We start from the raw sequence: 19,454 nt of genomic DNA, 5'->3' as shown, positions 1-19,454 counted from the left end.
GATGAATAAGAAAGCAGTACTTGTCCTTGTTGTTTTTGTATTGTTTGTTGCTTCGATTGTGAGCGGTAAATTGTACTGGAATAAGAAGATTGCAAATGCAACAGGACAAACGAGTGAAGTAACGAAAACAAAGGCTGAAGTGAAAGATAGCGGAGCAAAGAAAGAAGAGAAAAAAGAAGAGAAAAAACAAGATGCGAAGTCATCTTTTAACGAAGCATATGCGAAGAACTTGCCAGATGCAGTGAAAGAGAAGTTAAAGAAAGCTGCCCAGGATAAAAAGGCAGTAAACCTTATTATTGTTGGTGATGAAGCTTCTTCATCTGAAAAAGGTGCTTGGGCAGCTAAGTTAACGGCTAATTTAGAAAATGCTTACGGTAAAGGTTTATGGAATGTGACTGTAAAGGAATATAAGGGTGAAAGCACAGAAGAGTTAATCGCGAATAAGCGTGATAAAGAGATTGCGAAAGAGAATCCAGATGTGATTTTATTTGAGCCACCATTTATTACTGATAACGGTAAAACTGGTAATGGAAACTCTGTCGCAAATACACAGAAGTTCGTTCAAGCACTTTTTACTAGTGCAAAGGGTGCTACAATTATGATTCAACCATCAAATCCAGTGTATGGTGCGAAAAATTATCCGAAAGCGATTGAAGCATTAAAACAATTTGCAACGCAAAATAATTATACATATATTGATCATTGGGGAGCATGGCCTGATGCATCAACAAAGGCTATCCTACCATATTTAAAAGAAGAGTTTGGTTTCCCAACTGCTAAAGGTCATGAAGTTTGGGCACAATATGTAACGGATTATTTTGTAGCTAAATAATAAAAGGGGAGAGGGTATCGTCGACAAAATATGTTCGACAATACCCTCTCTTTTTTTATAGGATTTTTGCTATACTAAACTGTACTATAATACGTGGTGGAAGGAGGAGAATGATGAAAATACTTGTGGTTGATGATGAATCGAGTATTCGTAATTTGATTCGGATGCAGTTGGAAATGGAAGGTTATGAAGTATTGGCAGCGGCTGATGGGAGAGAAGCTTTAGAGCGATGGAATGAAGGGCCGGATGTATTGATTTTGGATGTTATGCTTCCGGATACGGATGGGTATGAGTTGCTTCGTTTGTTCCGTGAGAGGGATAGGGATATTCCGGTGCTGATGTTAACGGCAAAGAGTCAGATGAATGATAAGTTGCTTGGCTTGCAGCTTGGTGCTGATGATTATGTGACGAAGCCGTTTAATTATGCGGAGCTTATTCTTCGGGTTAAGAATATGGCGCGGCGTGTAAAGAAGACGGAGACCGCTGTAAGTCATGAAGTAATTGAGGCTGGAGAGATCGTGATTTGTCCTAAGGAAAGAAAGGTACATGTGAGTGGACAAGAGATTCAGTTAACGTACCGAGAGTTTAATTTATGTCAGTTATTTGTTTCAAATCCGCAGCGTGTGTTTATGAGGGATGAGTTGCTTGAGAAAGTATGGGGATTTGAGTATATCGGAAATACGAGAGCGGTTGATATTATGGTGCAGAGACTTCGCAAGAAGCTTGGGACGAGCGGAGAATATATTAAGACAATTTATGGCGTTGGCTATAAACTGGATTGTTAAGTGGTGATGGTATGTCTTTAAAGCGAAATATGGTGTTCGGAATAGTTGGGCTGTTAATTCCGATTTTTGTTCTTTTATATGCAGTTGTTTATATTACGTTAGAAAAGAATATGTATCATAACGCAGCAGATTCTTTAGAAAAGTTAAGTGTAGAAGCACAAATTTATACGATGAATTATTTAGAGAAGGAAGCAGAAGTGGATACGCTTGGTCCGAATTCACTTTTAATTGCGTCGTATTTAGCGAAGCGTATGGATGTCCGTGTGCAGATGATTGGGAAGAATGGCGATGTTGTTGCAGATACACAAAAAGGAGCATTGCTTCACCGTAACATCGACATTGAGAGTTCCTTGAAGGGGAAGAAGTCTTATGTTTTCGAGGAGGCGGATCCCGCTCCCATTCTTTTGTTTTCAAGCCCGGTTTATTATGGAAACGATGTCATTGGAAGTATTCGTTTTATAAATGAGTTAACGGGTGAGAAGGAAGTTTTAACAAATGTGAGCTGGACGTTCTTAATGACGTCTCTTTGTTTAGTAGCTACCGGTATTTTCTTTGCGATTCGTTTAGCGAAGTCTCTTCATAAACCAATTGATCAGTTGAGACAAATGGCACAGAGGCTCGCGAATGGTGATTATAAGAGTAAGATTGAGTTAAATGAGTACGTGGAAATCGCCCAGCTTTCAGCATCTTTTAACGCGATGGCCGATGGAATTGAGCTGCATATTAAGCAATTGCAGGAGGAGAAAGAGAAGCAGAAAGATTTCCTAGACCGCATTACGCATGAGCTAAAAACACCGCTAACGGCAATTATCGGTTATGTTGATTTAATTCCGAAGTTACAATCGAAAGAAGATGTACAGGAAAGTCTCCGTTATGTGGCTGTGGAAAGTGAGCGTTTATTATCACTTGTAGAGGAATTGCTTAAGTCCTCGAAATATGGAACGAGTACGTTTGAAGTGTCACCTACAGTTGTGAACATAAAGGAATTGGCAGAGGAAGCAGTTTCAATTGTGAAACCTCGCCTAAATCAGTTTGAAATTGAAGTGATAAATGAGTTAACGGATGTACATGTTGTTGCGGATTTTGATAAGACGAAGCAAATTTTCTTAAATGTGCTTGATAATGCAATTAAGTATAGTGATGCTTCGCACATTCGTATGAATGTAATTGTAAATGAGCATGAGGCGAAGGTCTTTGTTCATGATGATGGGATCGGTATAGATGAAGTGGTGCTTGCGGAGTGGAATGAGTCTCCGAAAGGAAAGGCACTTCCTTCTAGTTACGGGAATGGTTATGGTTTGTATATTTGTCAGGAGATTATGAGTAAGCAGGGCGGAAGCATGCGGATTGAGAGTAGTGAAGAAATAGGTACTATAATATTCATTACATTTTTGCTTCCGAGAAGGATGGAAGACATAAAAAACTTGAAAGCGGTTAAATGATACATTTATGAAACAATTATGCGGTATTTTCGAAACAACGTTTTTTTATCTTGGAGGTAGGCAGAAATGAAAAGGCTATCATTTCAAATTCTTATGTTTGTCATTTGTATGATTGTTTCTCTTGTTTTGTTTTATGTTATGGAGAAGCAAATCTATAATCGAATCAACATTGTAAATGATAAACAAGCCGTTTTACAAAGGGTGAATGAATCTCTTCCAATTGAAGTGAAAGTAAGACATGAAAAGTGGGGAGAAATTGTTGTAACGGATGAAGTTCGTTTGCATACGATTGTTTCATTCTTTGACCGAATTCGAATAGAGCCTGAGGGCGTTAAGAGCCAAGAACAAGTATTTACTGGAGAAGTAACGTACTTGAATGGACATAAGCGTACTTTTGCAGTAGGTGACTTGTTCCAGTATGGGGAAAATGTATACGGAAAGAATGGCATGGATCCGATGATTTCAGCACTTCAAACGTATTTATTAAGCCTGTATTACACGCCAGAGCGTATTAGTGATTTCTTTGCTTCAGCAAAGGATGTCGTAGTACGTCAAGGTGATGTGGTACGTACTATCAATCTTACGCACATACTTGATTCTATTCGGTACGCAAAGCAAATTACAGATTACGGAGAAATTCAGAAGTTATTACAATCGCAGAATGAACCGATTGCTTATATTACAGCTTATAAAACAGGTAAGCGTGTAAAGAATGATCGTGAAGATATTCTTACGATTTCTGTGTATCCATCGTACTTTGTTGTGCAATATCTCGGTGATAATAACGGAAATGTCATGTATATGAAAAGCTCTCTAGCAGAGTTATTCGTAAAGGAGAATGCGTCATGAGAAAGATAGCCTTTTTCTTCTTTTTGCTAGTAATTGGAGGAGCGATGTCTAGTTGCTCTCGAGATACAACCTCTATTAAATATAGTAAAAATGGTCTCCCTATTTTGGATGATCGTCATATTGTTGCGTATGTAGCGGCTCGTGAGGAAGTTGGTGAAGCGTTACTTTCATCATTTTGTAAGCCGCGCGGATGTACGTATGAATTTATTCGTCTTTCAACAGAAGAACTTCTTCGTAGAGTGGAAGAAGAAGCTGGAAATCCGAAGGCGGATATTATTATTGGCGGTACAGTAGATGCGCATCAAATGATGAAGCAAAAAAATCTTTCTATTCCTGTGATAAGCCAACATGCAAATCGTATTTCAAAAACTGTTAAAGATAAAGATGGTTATTGGTACGGTTATGAAGTGGAGAAGCTGGCAATTGCGATTAATAAAGAGCGGTGGAACGAGGAAATAGCGCCGCTCGGTCTCTCGTATCCGTTAAGATGGAAAGATTTATTGAATCCAGTATATAAGGGAAAGATTGTCATGCCCGATCCAAATGTTTCAGGTACAGCATATACGTTTTTCCAATCACTTATTGATACGTTAGGTGAAGAGGAAGCGAAGGAATATGTGAAGAATCTGGCGGAACAAGTTGGAGAAGTAACAGTGAATGGTTACATCCCAGCAGAACTTGTTGCGAGCGGTGAATATATGATAGGCATCAACTTTATGGGAGATCAGAGAATGCTTCAAAAACAAGGTTTTCCGATTTTAAGTAACGAACCTGAGCAAACAGGGTTATCTGTTAATGCGATTTCGAAACTAAAACGTGCACCGAGTGGTATTATTGCGGATTTATTTATTGATTATTGTTTATCAGAAGAAGCGGGGCATATTTTAGAAAAGGTGTCGTTTGGCGTACCAACGATGTTTGCGAAGAATGAGAAAGAAATAGAAGGACAGCCGGTTAGAAGGACGAACCAAAATATATCAAATAGCGGAATAATCGAGATATGGAATAGACAGCGTCTCTCTCTGAAGTGAGAAAAGGAGACGAAAATATATGTTTAAATGGCTCAAGCCAGCACCTGCAATTGAAAGATTGCCAGCGGATATGATCGATCGTGTATATCGATTACTACGTATTCGTGTGTTAATCGGGATTTCAGTTGGATATGCTGCTTATTATTTAGTTCGTAGTAACTTTACGTTATCAAGTACGTATTTAGTACAAGAATATGGTTTTAGTACAGCTGAAATTGGTCTACTAGGTTCAGTAATGGCAATTGTTTATGGATTTAGTAAGTTCTTTATGGGGAATTTATCGGATAAAGCTTTCGCCCAGCGCTTTATCGCAGTCGGTTTATTCTTATCAGGGCTTGTAAATATTTGTTTCGGCTTTGCATCATCATTTGGGATGATTGTTACATTACTTGTTGTTAACGGTATTGTACAAGGTATGGGAGCACCACCTTGTAGTATTGTTATGACGAAATGGTTCTCGAAGAAAGAACGTGGTACGAAAACAGGTCTTTGGAATATTTCACATAACGTTGGTGGAATGCTTGTACCACCACTTGTCGGAATTGGCGTAGGTATTTTCGGTGAAAATCATTGGCAAGGCGGCGTATTTATTTTCCCTGCGATTATCGCAATGGTAATTGCAGTTCTTGTTTGGATCAATGCGAAGGATACACCAGAATCTGAAGGTCTTCCTCCAATTGATGAGTATCGTAATGACTATGAAAATCTTGAAAAAGCAGATAATGCTAACAAGATGTCACCAAAAGAAATTTTAATGAAGTATGTAGTGAAAAATAAATTTGTATGGTTCTTATGTATTGCGAATGCTTTTGTTTATTTAATTCGTTTTGGTGTTATTAACTGGGTTCCACTTTATTTAACGACAGTTAAAGGATTTTCAAAAGCAGAAGCGCATGCGGCATATGCAATCTTTGAAGGTATGGCAATTCCAAGTTCCTTAATCGTTGGTTTTTTAAGTGATAAATTATTTAAAGGAAAACGTATGCCATTATGTATTATTAGTATGGTTGGAGTTGTTATTGGTACGTTTATATATTGGCAAGCAACTAGCGTACTTGTTGTAAGTATTGCAGTTTCTATTATCGGTTGTTTAATTTATGTACCACAGTTCTTAATCGGTTTAAGTGCGATGGAATTAGTACCGAAATTTGCAGTAGGTACGACAGTTGGTATGTGTGGTCTATTCGGTTATGTAGGCGGAAGTCTTGTAGCTAACGCAGCAATTGGTGTTATTGTTGATAGTTCTGGCTGGGATGGTTGTTTCATCTTACTACTAACAGGTGCGGTTTTATCAACAATCTTCTTATTTATTGTTCAACGTGGACATGAGAGAAAAGATCCTAAAGTAGCGTAATATTTTGTTTGAAAAGCTATCCAATTGTGTGTGATTGGATAGCTTTTATATTAGAAGAAACAAACAGTATGTAAAATTGCAGTTTAATATATAAATGATTTTTGTTAATTAATATAATTTTTTTAGGTTTAATAAACCAATTACGTACATAGTTAGACCGAAAAATCCGCCGCCACAGATGAAAATTACAACCTTAAATAAAGAAATAGAGATTTCCTCTGAACCTACATAGGGAAGGATATAATTCATAAAAACAAACATTTGAAAGCCCCAAAGCACACCTGCTTTTAAGCCAGCTTTTCTTAATTTTTTCTTGTGTTGTAAATATTCTTCTTTTGTTGTACATTCAGTATCACTTAAACCTTTTTTCTTGAATTTAAAGGCTAAGTAATTAGCATAAATCATATTAGATAGAAAAATGAATATTGTCCCTATAGATATTGTGTGATTCATAGTATCAACAAGTAACATAATAAGCATTACCAACATATTTAACCACCACAAACCAATTCCAGCTACAGATAACTCTTTATTGATTTCTTGTTTTTGGTATTCATCTCTCTCACTTAGTGTTCCAACAAAACTATTATAAACTCTTTCTTTCCATTCAATTTTCATCATTTAATCTCCCTCCCAAAATAGACTATTTAAATCTGTTTTTAGTGCTTTTGCTAATTCGATACATAAGGCTAAAGAGGGATTATATTTATTGTTTTCAATTAAATTTATTGTCTGTCTCGCCACGTTAACTTTTTTAGCTAACTCTAGTTGCGATAGCCCTTCAGATTTTCGATATTGTTTAACGTTATTCAAATATAACCCTCCCATTGATGGTTGTAGACCTCGTGTACCGAAATGTCATTTATATGTGACATTTTATAATTGAATAGACGAAATGTCAAATATATATGACAAAATAGCGATGGTGCAATTAGGAAAATGATTTTAATGATTCATTTTGGCAAGAAGTTTGTTAATAAAGAATGGCTTCCATTCAATTAAAATTGCTCTTTTTTCTTTCCTTAAATCTATCTTAAAAGATATAATGTCATATTTCTAATCATTGGAATTTTTGTTACAATATAAATGGATGTGTAAAACTTTGTAAAAATATTGTAATAATATACAGTTTATTTTCAGAAAGTTTTATACAATTTTTATATTAAACTATTAAGTTATAAAAAAGGAGCGGTAATATGTTACCAAATACGGTTCGTACTCCAAACAAGAAGAAGAAATGGATTATTATTGGGGTTATTGCACTAATTGTTATTGTAGCGGCAATTAATATTTTTGTTATGCAAGGTAAGAAGAAGGGTGCATCAACAAATGCTGATGCTGTAAGTTTTGAGAAAGTGACAGAGCGTAAGCTGAATAATACGAAGTTAATTTCTGGTCAGGTGAAGCCTGGTAATATTGAAAGCTTCTATGCAGATCCGGCCAAAGGGAAAGTGAAAGATATTGAGGTAAAAGAAGGGCAAGAGGTAGAGAAAGGCACGAAGTTATTCTCTTATGATAATGAAGAGATTAACCTTCAAATGAAGCAAGCTGAGCTTGATCAGAAGATGGCGGATATGCGTTATGATCAAGGGAAAAAGAAGATTGATTCGTTGAAGAAAGAAATTAAGAAGGCGAAAGATAGCGGAGCTGGGAAAGAAGTAACAGATCCGATGGACGAGCAAGTAAACGAGTTAGAGATAGGACAAAAAACAATTGACCTTGAGAAAGAAAAAGGAAAGTTGCAGAAAGAAGAGTTAAGTAAGAAGCAGAAAGAACTTACGATTTATAGCAATTTTGCTGGTGTTGTTCAAAAGTTAGATAAAGATGCGGCACAAAGTTCATCTCAAGCGTTAGGTGGTCAAGGAAAAGCGTTTTTACAAGTAGCTTCTAAAGATCCATTCCAAGTTCAAGGTACGTTAACTGAGCTTCAAAAGTCACAAATCCAAAAGGATCAAACATTCACTGTAACTGCAAAAGCAAATAATAAGAAGAAGTGGACAGGTAAGATTACAGAGGTAAGTGAGTTCCCAACAAGTGCAGAGATGGCGCAAGCTGGCGGCATGGGTGAAGCAACTCAAAATATGTCTCAGTATACATATAAAGCTAGCCTTGATAGTCAAGATGGTTTATCTCCAGGTTATCACGTTTCTCTGCAAGTAAACTTAGAGAATAAGAAGATGATTGCTGTCCCAAGTAAGAGCATTGTAGCAAAAGGCGATGATGCATTTGTTTATGTTGAGGATAAAGGGAAGCTTCGTAAACAAAATGTGAAAAAAGGTTCTACTGATGGAGATTGGACAGAGGTTGTAGAAGGCGTAACAGTGGGGCAAAAGGTGGTTAAAAATCCTTCCGACGATGTGTATGACGGAATGGAAGTGAAAGAGAAATGATTACGTTAAATAATATTGCTAAAACGTATTATCAAGGAAAATTGGCGGTGCCGATTTTGCATGGTATTAGTTTAACAATTCAGAGCGGTGAGTTCGTTTCGATTATGGGACCGTCTGGTTCTGGTAAGACGACGCTTATGAATATTATCGGTTGTTTAGATCGTCCAACAGAAGGCGAATATATGCTGAATGACGTGAATATCTTAACAGCAGACGAGTCAAAGCTTGCTTTAATTCGTAATGAATATATTGGCTTTGTATTCCAGCATTTCAATTTACTACCTCGTCTTTCCGCAGTGGAAAATGTTGAGCTTCCGCTCGTATATGGTGGCGTGAAGAAAGCGGAGCGTCGCAAGCGTGCTTTGGAGGCGTTAGGTAAAGTTGGATTGGCAGATCGCGTGCATCATTTACCAAATGAGTTATCAGGTGGACAGAAGCAGCGTGTAGCGATTGCAAGAGCGATTGCGAATAATCCAACGTTCATTATGGCCGATGAACCGACTGGTGCACTTGATACGAAGTCTGGTGAGCAAGTTATGAATATTTTCACGAAGCTTAATGCAGAAGGTACGACAATTGTTATGGTTACGCATGAAGAGGAAGTAGCAGCGTATTCTTCCCGCCGAATTGTACTGCGAGACGGGAAAGTTACAGAAGATAGAAGGTGTGCGGTATGAGTTTACTAGATAGTATAAAAATTGCCCTGTCTTCTATTTTAGCTCATAAACTGCGTTCAGCTCTTACGATGCTCGGTATTATTATTGGGGTAGGTTCGATTATTACTGTCGTTGCAATTGGGCAAGGCGGGGAAGCGATGCTGAAGTCGAAAATCGCTGGTTCTGGTAATAATCTTATGCCAATTCAATTTAAACCGGATATTAATGATGAGTTCAGTATGGGGGGGCATCAAGTACCGAAATTAACAGAAGAAGATATTATGGAAGTAAAGCAAGTTAAAGATGTTTCTCATGTTATTACGACGAATAATACGATGGAAACAATGGATATTAATGATAAAAAATCAATGATTAATGTTATTGGACTTGATAGTGAATATTTTGAAGTAAATAAAGTGAAAGTGGTTAAAGGTCGTTCATTAAATGAATCTGATATTTCACAAGGAAATAACGTTGTTATGATTAGTACGAAATCAGAAGAGACGTTATTTAAAGATGAAAATCCAGTAGGGAAAATTATTGAAATGAAAGGACAACCGATGCAAATTATTGGTGTCTATAAATCAGATAATGAATTTATGGGGTTCGAGGCTGAGGAAATGTTAATTCCTCTTACTTTATGGCCTATTTTATACGGAACGGATGAAATTCAAAGTATTGCCATTCAATCTAAAAACGTAGATAATTTAGAAACGGCAGGGAAAAAAGCTGTTGATGTATTAAATAGTCGTAAACCAAGCGATATTCCAGGTAAATATGAATTGGTGAATTTAAAAGAATTCCAAGAAGGTGTTTCTAAAGTTACTAACATTATGACGATGATCATTGGTGGTATCGCGGGTATTTCATTAGTCGTTGGTGGTATTGGTGTTATGAATATTATGCTTGTATCTGTAACGGAGCGTACACGCGAAATTGGGATACGTAAAGCACTTGGAGCAACACGTAGTAAAATTTTATTACAGTTTTTAATTGAAGCCGTTATGTTAACACTTCTAGGTGGTTTAATCGGAATTGGTCTTGGGTATGGCGGAGCATATATCGTTTCTACATTCGCAAAATGGCCGCCACTCGTTTCATGGGAAGTTGTCGTTGGAGGCGTACTGTTCTCGATGACACTCGGTATTATTTTCGGATTAATTCCAGCAAATAAAGCTGCGAAATTAGATCCAATTGAAGCATTGCGTTATGAGTAATTAATAGTGTAGTAGAACTACAAATTACCGTTCTAGTGGGCGGTTCGTAGCCTCTATATGAGGAAGTGAACCGCCCGTTAGAACGGGTTATATAAATAGAAGGAGGCGTTATAATGGAAGCAAATATTAATACGCAAGATGTAGGTGCGAAGAAGCCATCATTATTAGGAATGATTACTTCTCCAGGTGAGCAGTTTGAGAGAATGAAGACGAAAAGTCCGGTTTGGGGGGCATTTTTCCTTTTCATTATATTAACAGCTGTAATTGCAGGGATTAGCATGTATCAAGTAATGAATCATCCTGATGTAATGAGTGAGGTGCCTGATGCTGAAACGGCTAAAGTTGTTGGTTACTTCGGAATAGGAGCAGGTATTGTTGGAGGGCTATTTGGTACTGCGATTTGGTTCTTCATTGCGGCAGCTATTTATAAAGTGATTATGATGTTTATGAGTAATGATACTTCATACATGAAATTATTATCTATTTATGTCTACACATATACGATTTCAATTTTAGGTGCAATTGTGAACTTTATTATTAGAATGATTCTTGGTGGAGATATTGAAACTTCTTATACAAGTTTAGCAACTTTATTTGAGCCAGGTACAGTTGCTCATGGTGCTGCTTCATCATTCGAAGTTTTCAATATTTGGGCATTAGTTGTAATGGGATTAGGATTACATATTACGGCTGGACTAAGTAAAAAACAAGCAACGATTTTAATTGTTATTTTCTTTATTCTTTCAGTTGGATTTACTAGTTTAAGTGGTCTAGCTCCAAAATTTGGTGCATAATTTATTCTTTTAGAAAAAGGTGACTCTTCAAGGGAGTCACCTTTTTTATTTTTACCCCTATTTCAAATACCACCAACAAAATTTCAAATACTATCTATTGTAATTTCAAATTCCGTCGGTAGTATTTGAAATTACTCACAGTGAAATCTTTTCTTTATTTTTATATTGTGAAGGTACCGCGGAATACTAGAAAGGTATACCTTTTAGAAACGGGTACTGTGTGAAGCCAGCGACTTTTAAAGAAGCAGTTGTTTTGTATGAAGGGATGATTGTAAATCAAATAAAGAAATTAGGTATTCGTAAAGATTATGAAGAGTATTATCAATGTGGTTTAATTGGTCTTTGGCATGCGTATGAAAGGTTTGATGCAAAGAAGGGGTATTTCCCTGCATATGCAGTTGTAACGGTGCGAGGTTATATATTAGAGAGATTGAAGAAAGAGTTCGCAGTGCAGGAGAAGTGTGTATGTGTAGGAGAGTATGAGGATATCTTTCATTTTGAGGATGTTGAAATAAGAGTAAAGGATTTTATGAGCGTGTTAGATGAGAAGGAGAAGTATATTATTTTTGAACGTTTTTTTGTAGGGAAGACGATGGGAGAAATCGCTTTAGAGACGGAAATGACATATTATCAAGTAAGATGGATGTATCGGCAAGCACTTGAGAAAATGCGAGATAGTGTAAGAGGATAAATATTAATATAAGAATGGAAGGCAAGAGATATTGCTTTCCATTCTACTTATTAGTTTAATGTAGTAAATGTAACAAGGGGTTTTTAAAGTGTAGTGAATCTTGCATGTTCATACGAGATAGTATGTATCCAGCTTTTAATAATTGTTGCTGCAATTTATGGGGACTGATAGATATTGTTGTAGTAGTGCCATTTGAAAAGTGTATTTTAGTCTTTTTAATCTTTGGGCAAAATTCTATATCATGTATGTGGTTATAAAATAGCCATATACAGCTTGGAGATGAAGGAGATTCTGTTGGAAAAGCACAAATGTATTCCCGATGATTAATTGGAATTGGAACGTTTTGTTTGAATCTAAAATTTGTTTGGACTGCATTGCGCCTGCCTTGATAAGTAGAGTGAATATGGGTTAAGCAAGATTTTTTGATGAGTTGTAATGCGGTTTGGCAGGAACGAAGATCATTTCCGCTACTGTCGATAAGTTTTGTACGATAATAAGGGTGATTGTATGGAACAAGCATCATAGTAGAACTAGAAATAATAATGTTATTTTCATCATTCATGATTTTAAGTCCTCCCTTATGAAATTAATATTTCGAATATAATTATATACAAAATAAGTAAATTAAGTGTTAATATTTTGTTTTGTATTGTAAATTTTGTCTATTCGTTTACAATCAATAGGTGATAGTCTTTCTAATTTGCATCGCTTGTACATATATATGAAAATAGAAAAGAGTAGGCGGTGATATAGTATGAAGAAAAAGTATATTATTATGGCTTTAGTTGTCGTTCTCCTAGTATATTTAGCAAACAGTAATCCGAGTAAGGGCGAATATACAGAATGGGCAGCGAAGCAGTTTATGAAGCGTAATGATGTGAGTAAGAAGCTAGATGAAGTTCAAAAAGAGAATGAAGAGGGTCTCCTTGGCGACTTGGCATCGGCCGGTAAAAAGTTAGCGAAAAAGTATGTTGAGCCACAAGTTGGGTTATTAATTGATCATTATACGAAGCGAAATGATTATATATTCTTCTCAACATATACGACTGAGTTTGATATAGGGGAAGAACATTATAAGTATGTATGCGTCGGTTTTTCAAAGATTTTTATCCCGATTGAAATGCCGAAGAAAAAAGACGAATCTGCAAAATGATGCAGATTCGTCTTTTTTATTTTATAAAGTAATTTGAACTTCAGATACATTTTTTTCTATAAGGCGAGCTCCCTTTTTTCTTGTATTTTCATCAATGGATGAAAATACAGATGAGGCAAGGATTGTATCCATTACTTGATTTACGACTTGTGCATCGATTGGTGTGATGGGCGTATCGATAGAAAAAACGACTGTTTTTCCATCTTCTTTCGCGAAAATCAACTCTAGTACTTGCATGTGTTATTCCCTCCTTTGTGTTTATCCCGCTATTTACGGGATTTGGGTCTGCCGGTTAAATTGCGAGCTAATAATCAGCGGGGATGAATAAAATCCCCACTGATCCGAGTTTTACTTTATAGTTTAGAAAGATCTGATGTGCTTACAAGTTGTACAGCGTGAAGTGGTGATGCTTGTAAGGAAGCTAGAGCATGAGCTACGTTGTGTACTTGATCTAAGCTCGCATTTGTTTTAACACGTTTAAATTGTTTGCTCTTGAAAACTGTTTTTCCGTTCTTATCTAATCCGTTGTTTAAGACAAGACGTAAAGTTAAATCCATTACGATTGTTTCAATTGCCATGTGTATCACCTCCTTTCACTTTATAAATAGGGTATAAATGTCATGTTTTGGCGTGAAATTTTTTCTTTTTTTTGGTACCCTTAAAAGATTAAGAGAGGAGAATTCTGGATAATGAATCGTAAATGGTTATTTTGGATTCCTGTATTACTATGGATGGGGCTGATTTTCTATTCTTCGGCACAACCATATAAAAAGCAGGATATGCGTTCAGATATTGAACAATATGTAAATGTTGAATTTGTGAAAGAGCATTTTTCATGGGTATCTATTGATTATGGTGGAGGAACCCCTGTTAGTATTGCGAATAAAGGTGTAGGCGGATTTATTGAGTTTTTCCTTCGTAAAGGTGCTCATTTTATGGTGTTCTTTATGCTAGGTTCATTGATTTATTACGCTTTTCATCGATCAGGTCATTCGAGGAAAAGATGTTTTATATATGCCCTTCTTTTCGTTGCGGGTTATGCAACATTTGATGAAATTCACCAATGGTATACGGGAGACCGTACACCAATGTGGCAAGATTCATTGCTTGATACGTGCGGCGGATTAACGGGGATTATAATAAGTAATTGGTTTTGGAATAGAAAAAAGCGCTAATCTCAAATGAGATTAGCGCTTTTTTTGCGGGTAGTAAAACTCCACTTAACTGGCCTGATTCAAGTTTCACTTTATACACCAAGTAATTCTTTTAGTTCGTCTGTTGATAGTTCAGTCATCCAACTATCGCTTGTGATGACCGCATTGTTTAGAGATTGTTTTCTTTCTAGCATTTCATCAATTTTTTCTTCTAATGTTCCTGTTGTAATGAGTTTGTGAACATGAACAAATCGTTTTTGACCAATGCGATATGCGCGGTCTGTTGCTTGATTTTCCACAGCCGGATTCCACCAACGATCGTAGTGAATGACATGGTTGGCAGCGGTTAAGTTTAATCCTGTTCCGCCAGCTTTTAAGGATAAGATGAAAATGTCATACGTTCCGTTTTGGAACTCCTCAATCATCTTGTCGCGATCTTTTTTCGGTACACTACCGTTTAAGAAGAGGACACGCTGGCCGAATTTTTCTTCTAGCACACGTTTTAGCATGTTCCCCATGCCGATATATTGAGTGAAGATGAGGCAACTTTCATTTTGATCTTTTATATTTTCGATGAGCTCCATTAACGTTTTTGTTTTCATAGAGCGTTCAACGACATTTTGTGGCTCTTCTTCTTTTAAATAAAGAGCTGGATGATTACAAATTTGTTTTAGCTTGTTCAGCATAAGTAATATAAAGCCGCGTCTTTCGATTCCACTTAATCCTTCGACATTTTGCAGTGTATCTTGAACAAGTTGTTCATATAAGGAAGCTTGTTCACCAGTAAGAGGACAGTAAGCTTTTTGTTCTTGTTTATCTGGTAAATTTAATGCGACTGTTTGATCTTTCTTTGTTCGGCGCAGTAAAAATGGTGAGATAAACCGTTGAACTTGCTGGATTTTTCCTTCATCACGATCTTTTTCAATCGGTGTGACGAAGCGACGTTGGAATTGCCCTAAGCTTCCGAGATATCCATGATTAATAAAGTCGAAAATGGACCAAAGTTCAGCGAGGCGATTTTCCATCGGCGTACCAGTTAAAGCGATTTTGTGATTTGCTTGTAAGTTTCGTACTGCTTTCGACTGTTTCGTATGTGGGTTCTTAATATTTTGTGCTTCATCCAAAATAACAGCATCCCAGCATAATGAAGTTAGTTCTTCCTCATCGAGCTGAGCCAATGCATAAGATGTTAATACAACATCTGCCGATTGAAGGAAATCTTCAAATGAATTGCCTTTATCTCTATTACTTCCGTAATGTAATTGAACACGTAAATTCGGTGCGAAACGCTCAAATTCTTTTTGCCAATTTCCAAGAACAGATGTCGGCGCTACGATTAATGCAGGGCCTGTTTTGAGATTGTTTTCTTTTATATATAGTAAGTAAGAGATTGTTTGAATACTTTTCCCGAGTCCCATATCGTCAGCTAGCAATGCTCCAAATCCAAGCTTTCGTAAATATAATAACCATTCAATGCCGTGTTGTTGATACGGACGAAGTGTTGCGTTTAGTGAAGTAGGGACATCTACTTTTGGAATATCTCCAATATGAAGAAGCTTTTGGAATAGTTCCTCATAATATCCATCTAGTTCGATTTCAATATCAGTAAACGGACTATCATCTTCTACAATTTCTGTTTCAGCCGTATTTGATAAATGTTGCTGCAAAACATCTTTCATCTCTAATCCGTATTTATCGGCACGATTCATGAGTTTCCTTACTTCTTCGATAAAGGCTGGATCTAGTCGCATCCATTGACCGTTTATATTAAATAGACGTTTGTTTTGTTCAACGAGTTCAAAAAATTCGCTTTCTGATAAATCAATGCCGTTCGTCGAAATTCGCCAGTCAAAATTAACGAGCGTATTCATACCGAAGAACGATTGTGTTTGTACTGTATTTTGCTTCAGCTGGACACGTAATTTCGGTTTTGTTGCTTTTAAATTTTGCCACCATGATGGTAGTAAAATTGTAATGCCCGCTGCAAGTAATTCATTGCTTGCTTCTGTTAAGAAGTTCCAAGCTTCTGTTTCAAAGAGCTCATTTCGGAATGTATCTCCTTCTTTTAACCACGGTATGAGCTTACTAAAACCTTCTTGTGTTTCTGTAATCCGTTCTTCGTAATCGTGCCATCTTTTCGGTAAGGAATCGATGTTTTCATATACATATATGCGATGCGCCCCGCGCTTTGGTGTCACGATTGTTTCAAGTTTCCACATTTCAAATTCTTCTTGTGGTTCTTGCAGTCTTAGTCCGATTGTAAACGGAAGATCATCTTCAATATAACCAATTTTTCGAAGCCAATCTTCTTCATGTAGTGCTGTTTCCAATTGTCTTTTCGTAAAGTCGTAATGTTCATATAGTCTTTTAGCATCTTCCCAGCCGTCATTTGAGCGATTATCTTGTAATATGCTTTCATTAACTGCTGCTGAGAAAAGAGATGCTAATGTGTCATCTTCAATTGGCGTATTTTGAACTTTCCAAGATGGTTGTTTGGGCCAGTGCTCCATATCTGGTACGAAGCTACCACTCGTAAAGGCATCCCATAATTCATTTGCATCTTTTGTAAGTGCTGTAATAGGGCCGTTCAGTTGAATATGTGCAAAGGAATTCATCGGTTTGTTTGCAATGTATTCAAAGGCTTGTGCATTTGTTAGTAGCACACCTTGTTTTCCTTCGAAGGTTGCTTCTTTTAGAAACGTACCGTAGAAAGAAGTGGAGTGCCATGTGAATGCATTTCGTTTCCAACTTGTTACGGATAATGGAGTACCGCTGTCATCTTCTCCCCAAAGGAACCAACCTTGACTAACATGCTGGAGCCTAATTGTTACTTCAGTTTGATTGATCATCGATTAATTTTCCTTTCCGTAATTCCTCTTGTAGTGCACGCAGACGTGAATGGAGATTGGCGATGTGAATAATGAAAGCATCCCATTCATCGGTGCGTTTTAATCGTTTATATAATGTACGTAATTTCTTTAAGTAACGAACTGCGCGTCTATATGATTTACGATTTCGTTCTTCAATTGCCTCTACAGCAGCAAGATGATAAAGAGGAAGTGCTGCTTCTGGTGCTTCTTTCTCAATATCTTTCAGTGGTTCTTTTAACAGTTCAATTGCTTCAAACCCATATAAGAGATGAAGCTCTGCCCATGTGTGATACTGTTTTTTCGCGAGTACGTACTGTTCATAGTTTGTGAAACTATACGGTAATAGTTCTTGTAAAATCATTTCAAAACCAGCTTGTTCATTTGTATGTGTTGCGTATGTTTCATACATGATTACAAATAGCCGAACGATATCTTTTATAAAAATCGTATTTTCGTGATCTTGGAGCGTTTTCTTTACTTGTTTATACGTAAAGGAAAGCCAGTTTTTTGCACGATCCCACTGCATGGCACTTAATAGTTCTTCTAACCAATAGAAGTATAGACTCACAACAGAAGCAGGCTGTTTTTTTAGTAAGTCCATCGCTAGTAGATCATCTTCATTTAAAAAGAGAAGGTGAGAAGACGCTAATGCTTTAGATAGTGGATTGATTTTCGTATCGATTCGTTTTTCTTCCTCTTGTATTTTCTCTTTATTGTTTAAAAGTTCACTCCATATGTGGCGATAAATGAAAAATCGCTCTTGTGTATAAGCGTTGGTAGAGAAGAATACTTCATGAACAAGACGAGCTGTTTCTTGCAAAATTATTTCAGACTCTGAAGGAATCGCTTCTGATTGTAAGTCCCGAACGATGGATTCCACTTTGTCTACAAATAGGCGAACGACATTAACAGGTTGGTGATAAGAATACGTTTTGTTTGCTTCGAATGCCTGGATTTCTTCTAATAATTTTTGAAAGCAGTAAAGTGCTGCATGTAACCTGAATAATTCATGTATGGCGATGACGCGCGGAGCTTTCCGCTCAAGCTTCGTATAGAAATCTGTAAAGATACTCATAAGAAAATACATTTGTTTATAAGTAAGGCGAGCTTGTTCTTTTTTAAATGATTCATATTCTTTTTCAAAATATGATTCCCAACTTTTATAATCCGTTTCTTCAAAAGCTGATGATTGCAATACTTGTCTTGCAGTTCGAATAGGAGGAAGGGAAGGTTTCGTATTATTTTTAAATAAAGTTAATACATCTCCTACTTGCCCGAAACTAGACGCTGCAGATAGTAATACAGCGAGCATATGCTCACATTGTGTTGGTGCGAAGCAATCACAATAACTTTCAGCGACATTACGAATCGGAATATGAACGCTATATACGTTGCCTTCCGCATCTACAGTTCCTGATAGTGTATAACCATCAAAGTCAACGTTGTAGACAACACCACTACGATATAGGTGCCGAGCTGTAGCGACATGTTCCTGATCAGCTGTTTGCTGTGGATCTAGTCCTTGAACGAACTCATTCGCAATCATCATAATTTCATCTTTCGTAATTGAGTGTTGCAGCATAATATTCCTCCGTACACATATTTCTTTCCTTTACCATTATAAACAAAAAATGCTCAAAACAGAAAAAATGAAATTTGGATTACATAACTTGAAAATCATGGTAATATATAAAATGTTAATTTCATATATGAATATATATGTATAGGAGGAGAAATGATTTGTCAGATTTACAGACGAAGTTAGGTAGTGGAATGAATAAGTTACAAGAAGGAATAGAACAAGGGAAAATGAAGTTGCAAGTTGCACAAGAAATTGCTCAATTGAAAAAGGGAATGCAAGTGCAAATGCAGAAAAAAGCAGAGGTTCTATTAGAGGTTGGACAGCAAGTGTATGTTCAATTAAGAGGAAGTGGAGTAAATGAAGCGAGCTTAAAAGAAATGATTGCTCCAGTTCAAGAATTTGATGTAGCTATTTATCAAGCAAGAAAGCGCATTGTTGAATTGCAAAAACAACAAGGGGAAAAAGCTACATGTGAATGTGGTGGACCTTTATCAATAAATGATAAGTTTTGTGGTTCGTGTGGAAAGCCTAACCCGATGTTAGCAGTAGAAAATGAAGGTGAAACGGTAAATTGTATTTCATGTAATGAGCATATCGATAAAAACTCTACTTACTGTCCAGTTTGTGGAATTAAGCAAAGTGGGGAGTGAATTA

21 protein-coding genes are annotated in these 19,454 nt (G+C 36.7%); 14 read left to right on the top strand and 7 right to left on the bottom strand.

The window, feature by feature from the left end:
• Position 1 precedes the first annotated feature (1 nt).
• The 6 genes from NST86_RS26995 to NST86_RS26970 all read left to right on the top strand — a co-directional run bounded on the left by NST86_RS26995 (position 2) and on the right by NST86_RS26970 (position 6,293).
• The gene (locus tag NST86_RS26995) at positions 2-832 is read left to right on the top strand and encodes an SGNH/GDSL hydrolase family protein (protein ID WP_227593289.1); all 831 of its coding nucleotides are present in this window, start codon (positions 2-4) and stop codon (positions 830-832) included.
• Positions 833-945: 113 nt separating this feature from the next.
• The gene (locus NST86_RS26990; protein WP_000699556.1) at positions 946-1,617 is read left to right on the top strand and encodes a response regulator transcription factor; all 672 of its coding nucleotides are present in this window, start codon (positions 946-948) and stop codon (positions 1,615-1,617) included.
• An 11-nt stretch (positions 1,618-1,628) separates the two neighbouring features.
• The gene (locus NST86_RS26985) at positions 1,629-3,059 is read left to right on the top strand and encodes a sensor histidine kinase (protein ID WP_048534531.1); all 1,431 of its coding nucleotides are present in this window, start codon (positions 1,629-1,631) and stop codon (positions 3,057-3,059) included.
• A gap of 66 nt (positions 3,060-3,125) precedes the next feature.
• A complete protein-coding gene (locus NST86_RS26980) occupies positions 3,126-3,908 on the top strand; it encodes a DUF3919 family protein (RefSeq protein WP_006925814.1) in 783 nt (260 codons plus the stop codon).
• Complete coding sequence (locus tag NST86_RS26975) at positions 3,905-4,939, top strand: ABC transporter substrate-binding protein (protein WP_001225641.1); 1,035 nt, start codon at positions 3,905-3,907, stop codon at positions 4,937-4,939. The genes NST86_RS26980 and NST86_RS26975 overlap by 4 nt, the downstream gene beginning before the upstream one ends.
• 19 nt (positions 4,940-4,958) lie before the next feature.
• Complete coding sequence (locus NST86_RS26970) at positions 4,959-6,293, top strand: MFS transporter (RefSeq protein WP_000477602.1); 1,335 nt, start codon at positions 4,959-4,961, stop codon at positions 6,291-6,293.
• 108 nt (positions 6,294-6,401) lie between these two features.
• Here the strand turns inward: NST86_RS26970 and NST86_RS26965 are convergent, their stop codons facing one another.
• Complete coding sequence (locus NST86_RS26965; protein WP_000975594.1) at positions 6,402-6,914, bottom strand: DUF3278 domain-containing protein; 513 nt, start codon at positions 6,912-6,914, stop codon at positions 6,402-6,404.
• Positions 6,915-7,106: a helix-turn-helix transcriptional regulator gene (locus NST86_RS26960; protein WP_001067016.1), complete on the bottom strand. Its 192-nt coding sequence runs from the start codon at positions 7,104-7,106 to the stop codon at positions 6,915-6,917. It lies immediately after the preceding gene.
• Positions 7,107-7,489: 383 nt separating this feature from the next.
• Between NST86_RS26960 and NST86_RS26955 the strand changes: the two genes are divergently transcribed.
• The 5 genes from NST86_RS26955 (at position 7,490) to NST86_RS26935 (ending at position 12,041) form a co-directional block, all read left to right on the top strand.
• Positions 7,490-8,683, top strand: a complete 1,194-nt coding sequence (locus NST86_RS26955) for an efflux RND transporter periplasmic adaptor subunit (protein ID WP_000937316.1) — start codon at positions 7,490-7,492, stop codon at positions 8,681-8,683.
• Complete coding sequence (locus tag NST86_RS26950; protein WP_340934720.1) at positions 8,680-9,360, top strand: ABC transporter ATP-binding protein; 681 nt, start codon at positions 8,680-8,682, stop codon at positions 9,358-9,360. Before NST86_RS26955 ends, NST86_RS26950 begins: the two co-directional genes overlap by 4 nt.
• On the top strand, positions 9,357-10,556 hold the full coding sequence (locus NST86_RS26945; RefSeq protein WP_098616222.1) for an ABC transporter permease: 1,200 nt from the start codon (positions 9,357-9,359) through the stop codon (positions 10,554-10,556). The genes NST86_RS26950 and NST86_RS26945 overlap by 4 nt, the downstream gene beginning before the upstream one ends.
• Positions 10,557-10,669: 113 nt before the next feature.
• On the top strand, positions 10,670-11,350 hold the full coding sequence (locus NST86_RS26940; protein WP_086424218.1) for a Yip1 family protein: 681 nt from the start codon (positions 10,670-10,672) through the stop codon (positions 11,348-11,350).
• A 220-nt stretch (positions 11,351-11,570) separates the two neighbouring features.
• Positions 11,571-12,041: a sigma-70 family RNA polymerase sigma factor gene (locus NST86_RS26935; RefSeq protein ID WP_086424217.1), complete on the top strand. Its 471-nt coding sequence runs from the start codon at positions 11,571-11,573 to the stop codon at positions 12,039-12,041.
• A 55-nt stretch (positions 12,042-12,096) separates the two neighbouring features.
• Here the strand turns inward: NST86_RS26935 and NST86_RS26930 are convergent, their stop codons facing one another.
• Entirely contained in the window at positions 12,097-12,603 is a 507-nt protein-coding gene (locus NST86_RS26930; protein ID WP_061139613.1) for a competence protein ComK, read from the bottom strand.
• Between the two features lie 192 nt (positions 12,604-12,795).
• On the opposite strand from NST86_RS26930, the gene NST86_RS26925 reads away from it, so the two are divergent.
• Positions 12,796-13,194 carry a DUF4359 domain-containing protein gene (locus NST86_RS26925; protein ID WP_000731405.1) on the top strand — a complete coding sequence of 133 codons (399 nt, stop codon included), beginning with the start codon at positions 12,796-12,798 and terminating at the stop codon, positions 13,192-13,194.
• Between the two features lie 21 nt (positions 13,195-13,215).
• On the opposite strand, the gene NST86_RS26920 is transcribed toward NST86_RS26925, so the two are convergent.
• Both NST86_RS26920 and NST86_RS26915 read right to left on the bottom strand, forming a co-directional pair.
• Positions 13,216-13,431, bottom strand: a complete 216-nt coding sequence (locus NST86_RS26920) for a DUF2922 domain-containing protein (RefSeq protein ID WP_001197591.1) — start codon at positions 13,429-13,431, stop codon at positions 13,216-13,218.
• 116 nt (positions 13,432-13,547) lie between these two features.
• Positions 13,548-13,772 carry a DUF1659 domain-containing protein gene (locus NST86_RS26915; protein ID WP_000963861.1) on the bottom strand — a complete coding sequence of 75 codons (225 nt, stop codon included), beginning with the start codon at positions 13,770-13,772 and terminating at the stop codon, positions 13,548-13,550.
• Positions 13,773-13,883: 111 nt separating this feature from the next.
• Between NST86_RS26915 and NST86_RS26910 the strand changes: the two genes are divergently transcribed.
• Positions 13,884-14,369: a VanZ family protein gene (locus NST86_RS26910; protein WP_001080707.1), complete on the top strand. Its 486-nt coding sequence runs from the start codon at positions 13,884-13,886 to the stop codon at positions 14,367-14,369.
• Between the two features lie 71 nt (positions 14,370-14,440).
• Here the strand turns inward: NST86_RS26910 and NST86_RS26905 are convergent, their stop codons facing one another.
• Together NST86_RS26905 and NST86_RS26900 are read right to left on the bottom strand one after the other, a co-directional pair.
• Positions 14,441-17,197, bottom strand: a complete 2,757-nt coding sequence (locus tag NST86_RS26905; RefSeq protein ID WP_000610119.1) for a DEAD/DEAH box helicase — start codon at positions 17,195-17,197, stop codon at positions 14,441-14,443.
• On the bottom strand, positions 17,181-18,800 hold the full coding sequence (locus tag NST86_RS26900; RefSeq protein WP_227593290.1) for an SWIM zinc finger family protein: 1,620 nt from the start codon (positions 18,798-18,800) through the stop codon (positions 17,181-17,183). Before NST86_RS26900 ends, NST86_RS26905 begins: the two co-directional genes overlap by 17 nt.
• Before the next feature lie 158 nt (positions 18,801-18,958).
• Here NST86_RS26900 and NST86_RS26895 point away from each other — a divergent pair, with 158 nt between their 5' ends.
• Positions 18,959-19,450, top strand: a complete 492-nt coding sequence (locus tag NST86_RS26895) for a zinc ribbon domain-containing protein (protein ID WP_001281753.1) — start codon at positions 18,959-18,961, stop codon at positions 19,448-19,450.
• The last annotated feature ends 4 nt before the right edge of the window (positions 19,451-19,454 follow it).

Source organism: Bacillus sp. FSL L8-0199 (genome assembly GCF_038005705.1).
Taxonomy (GTDB): Bacteria; Bacillota; Bacilli; order Bacillales; family Bacillaceae_G; genus Bacillus_A; species Bacillus_A cereus.
Note: the sequence above shows the minus strand (reverse complement) of the source record. Positions and strands in the feature narration are given on the sequence as shown.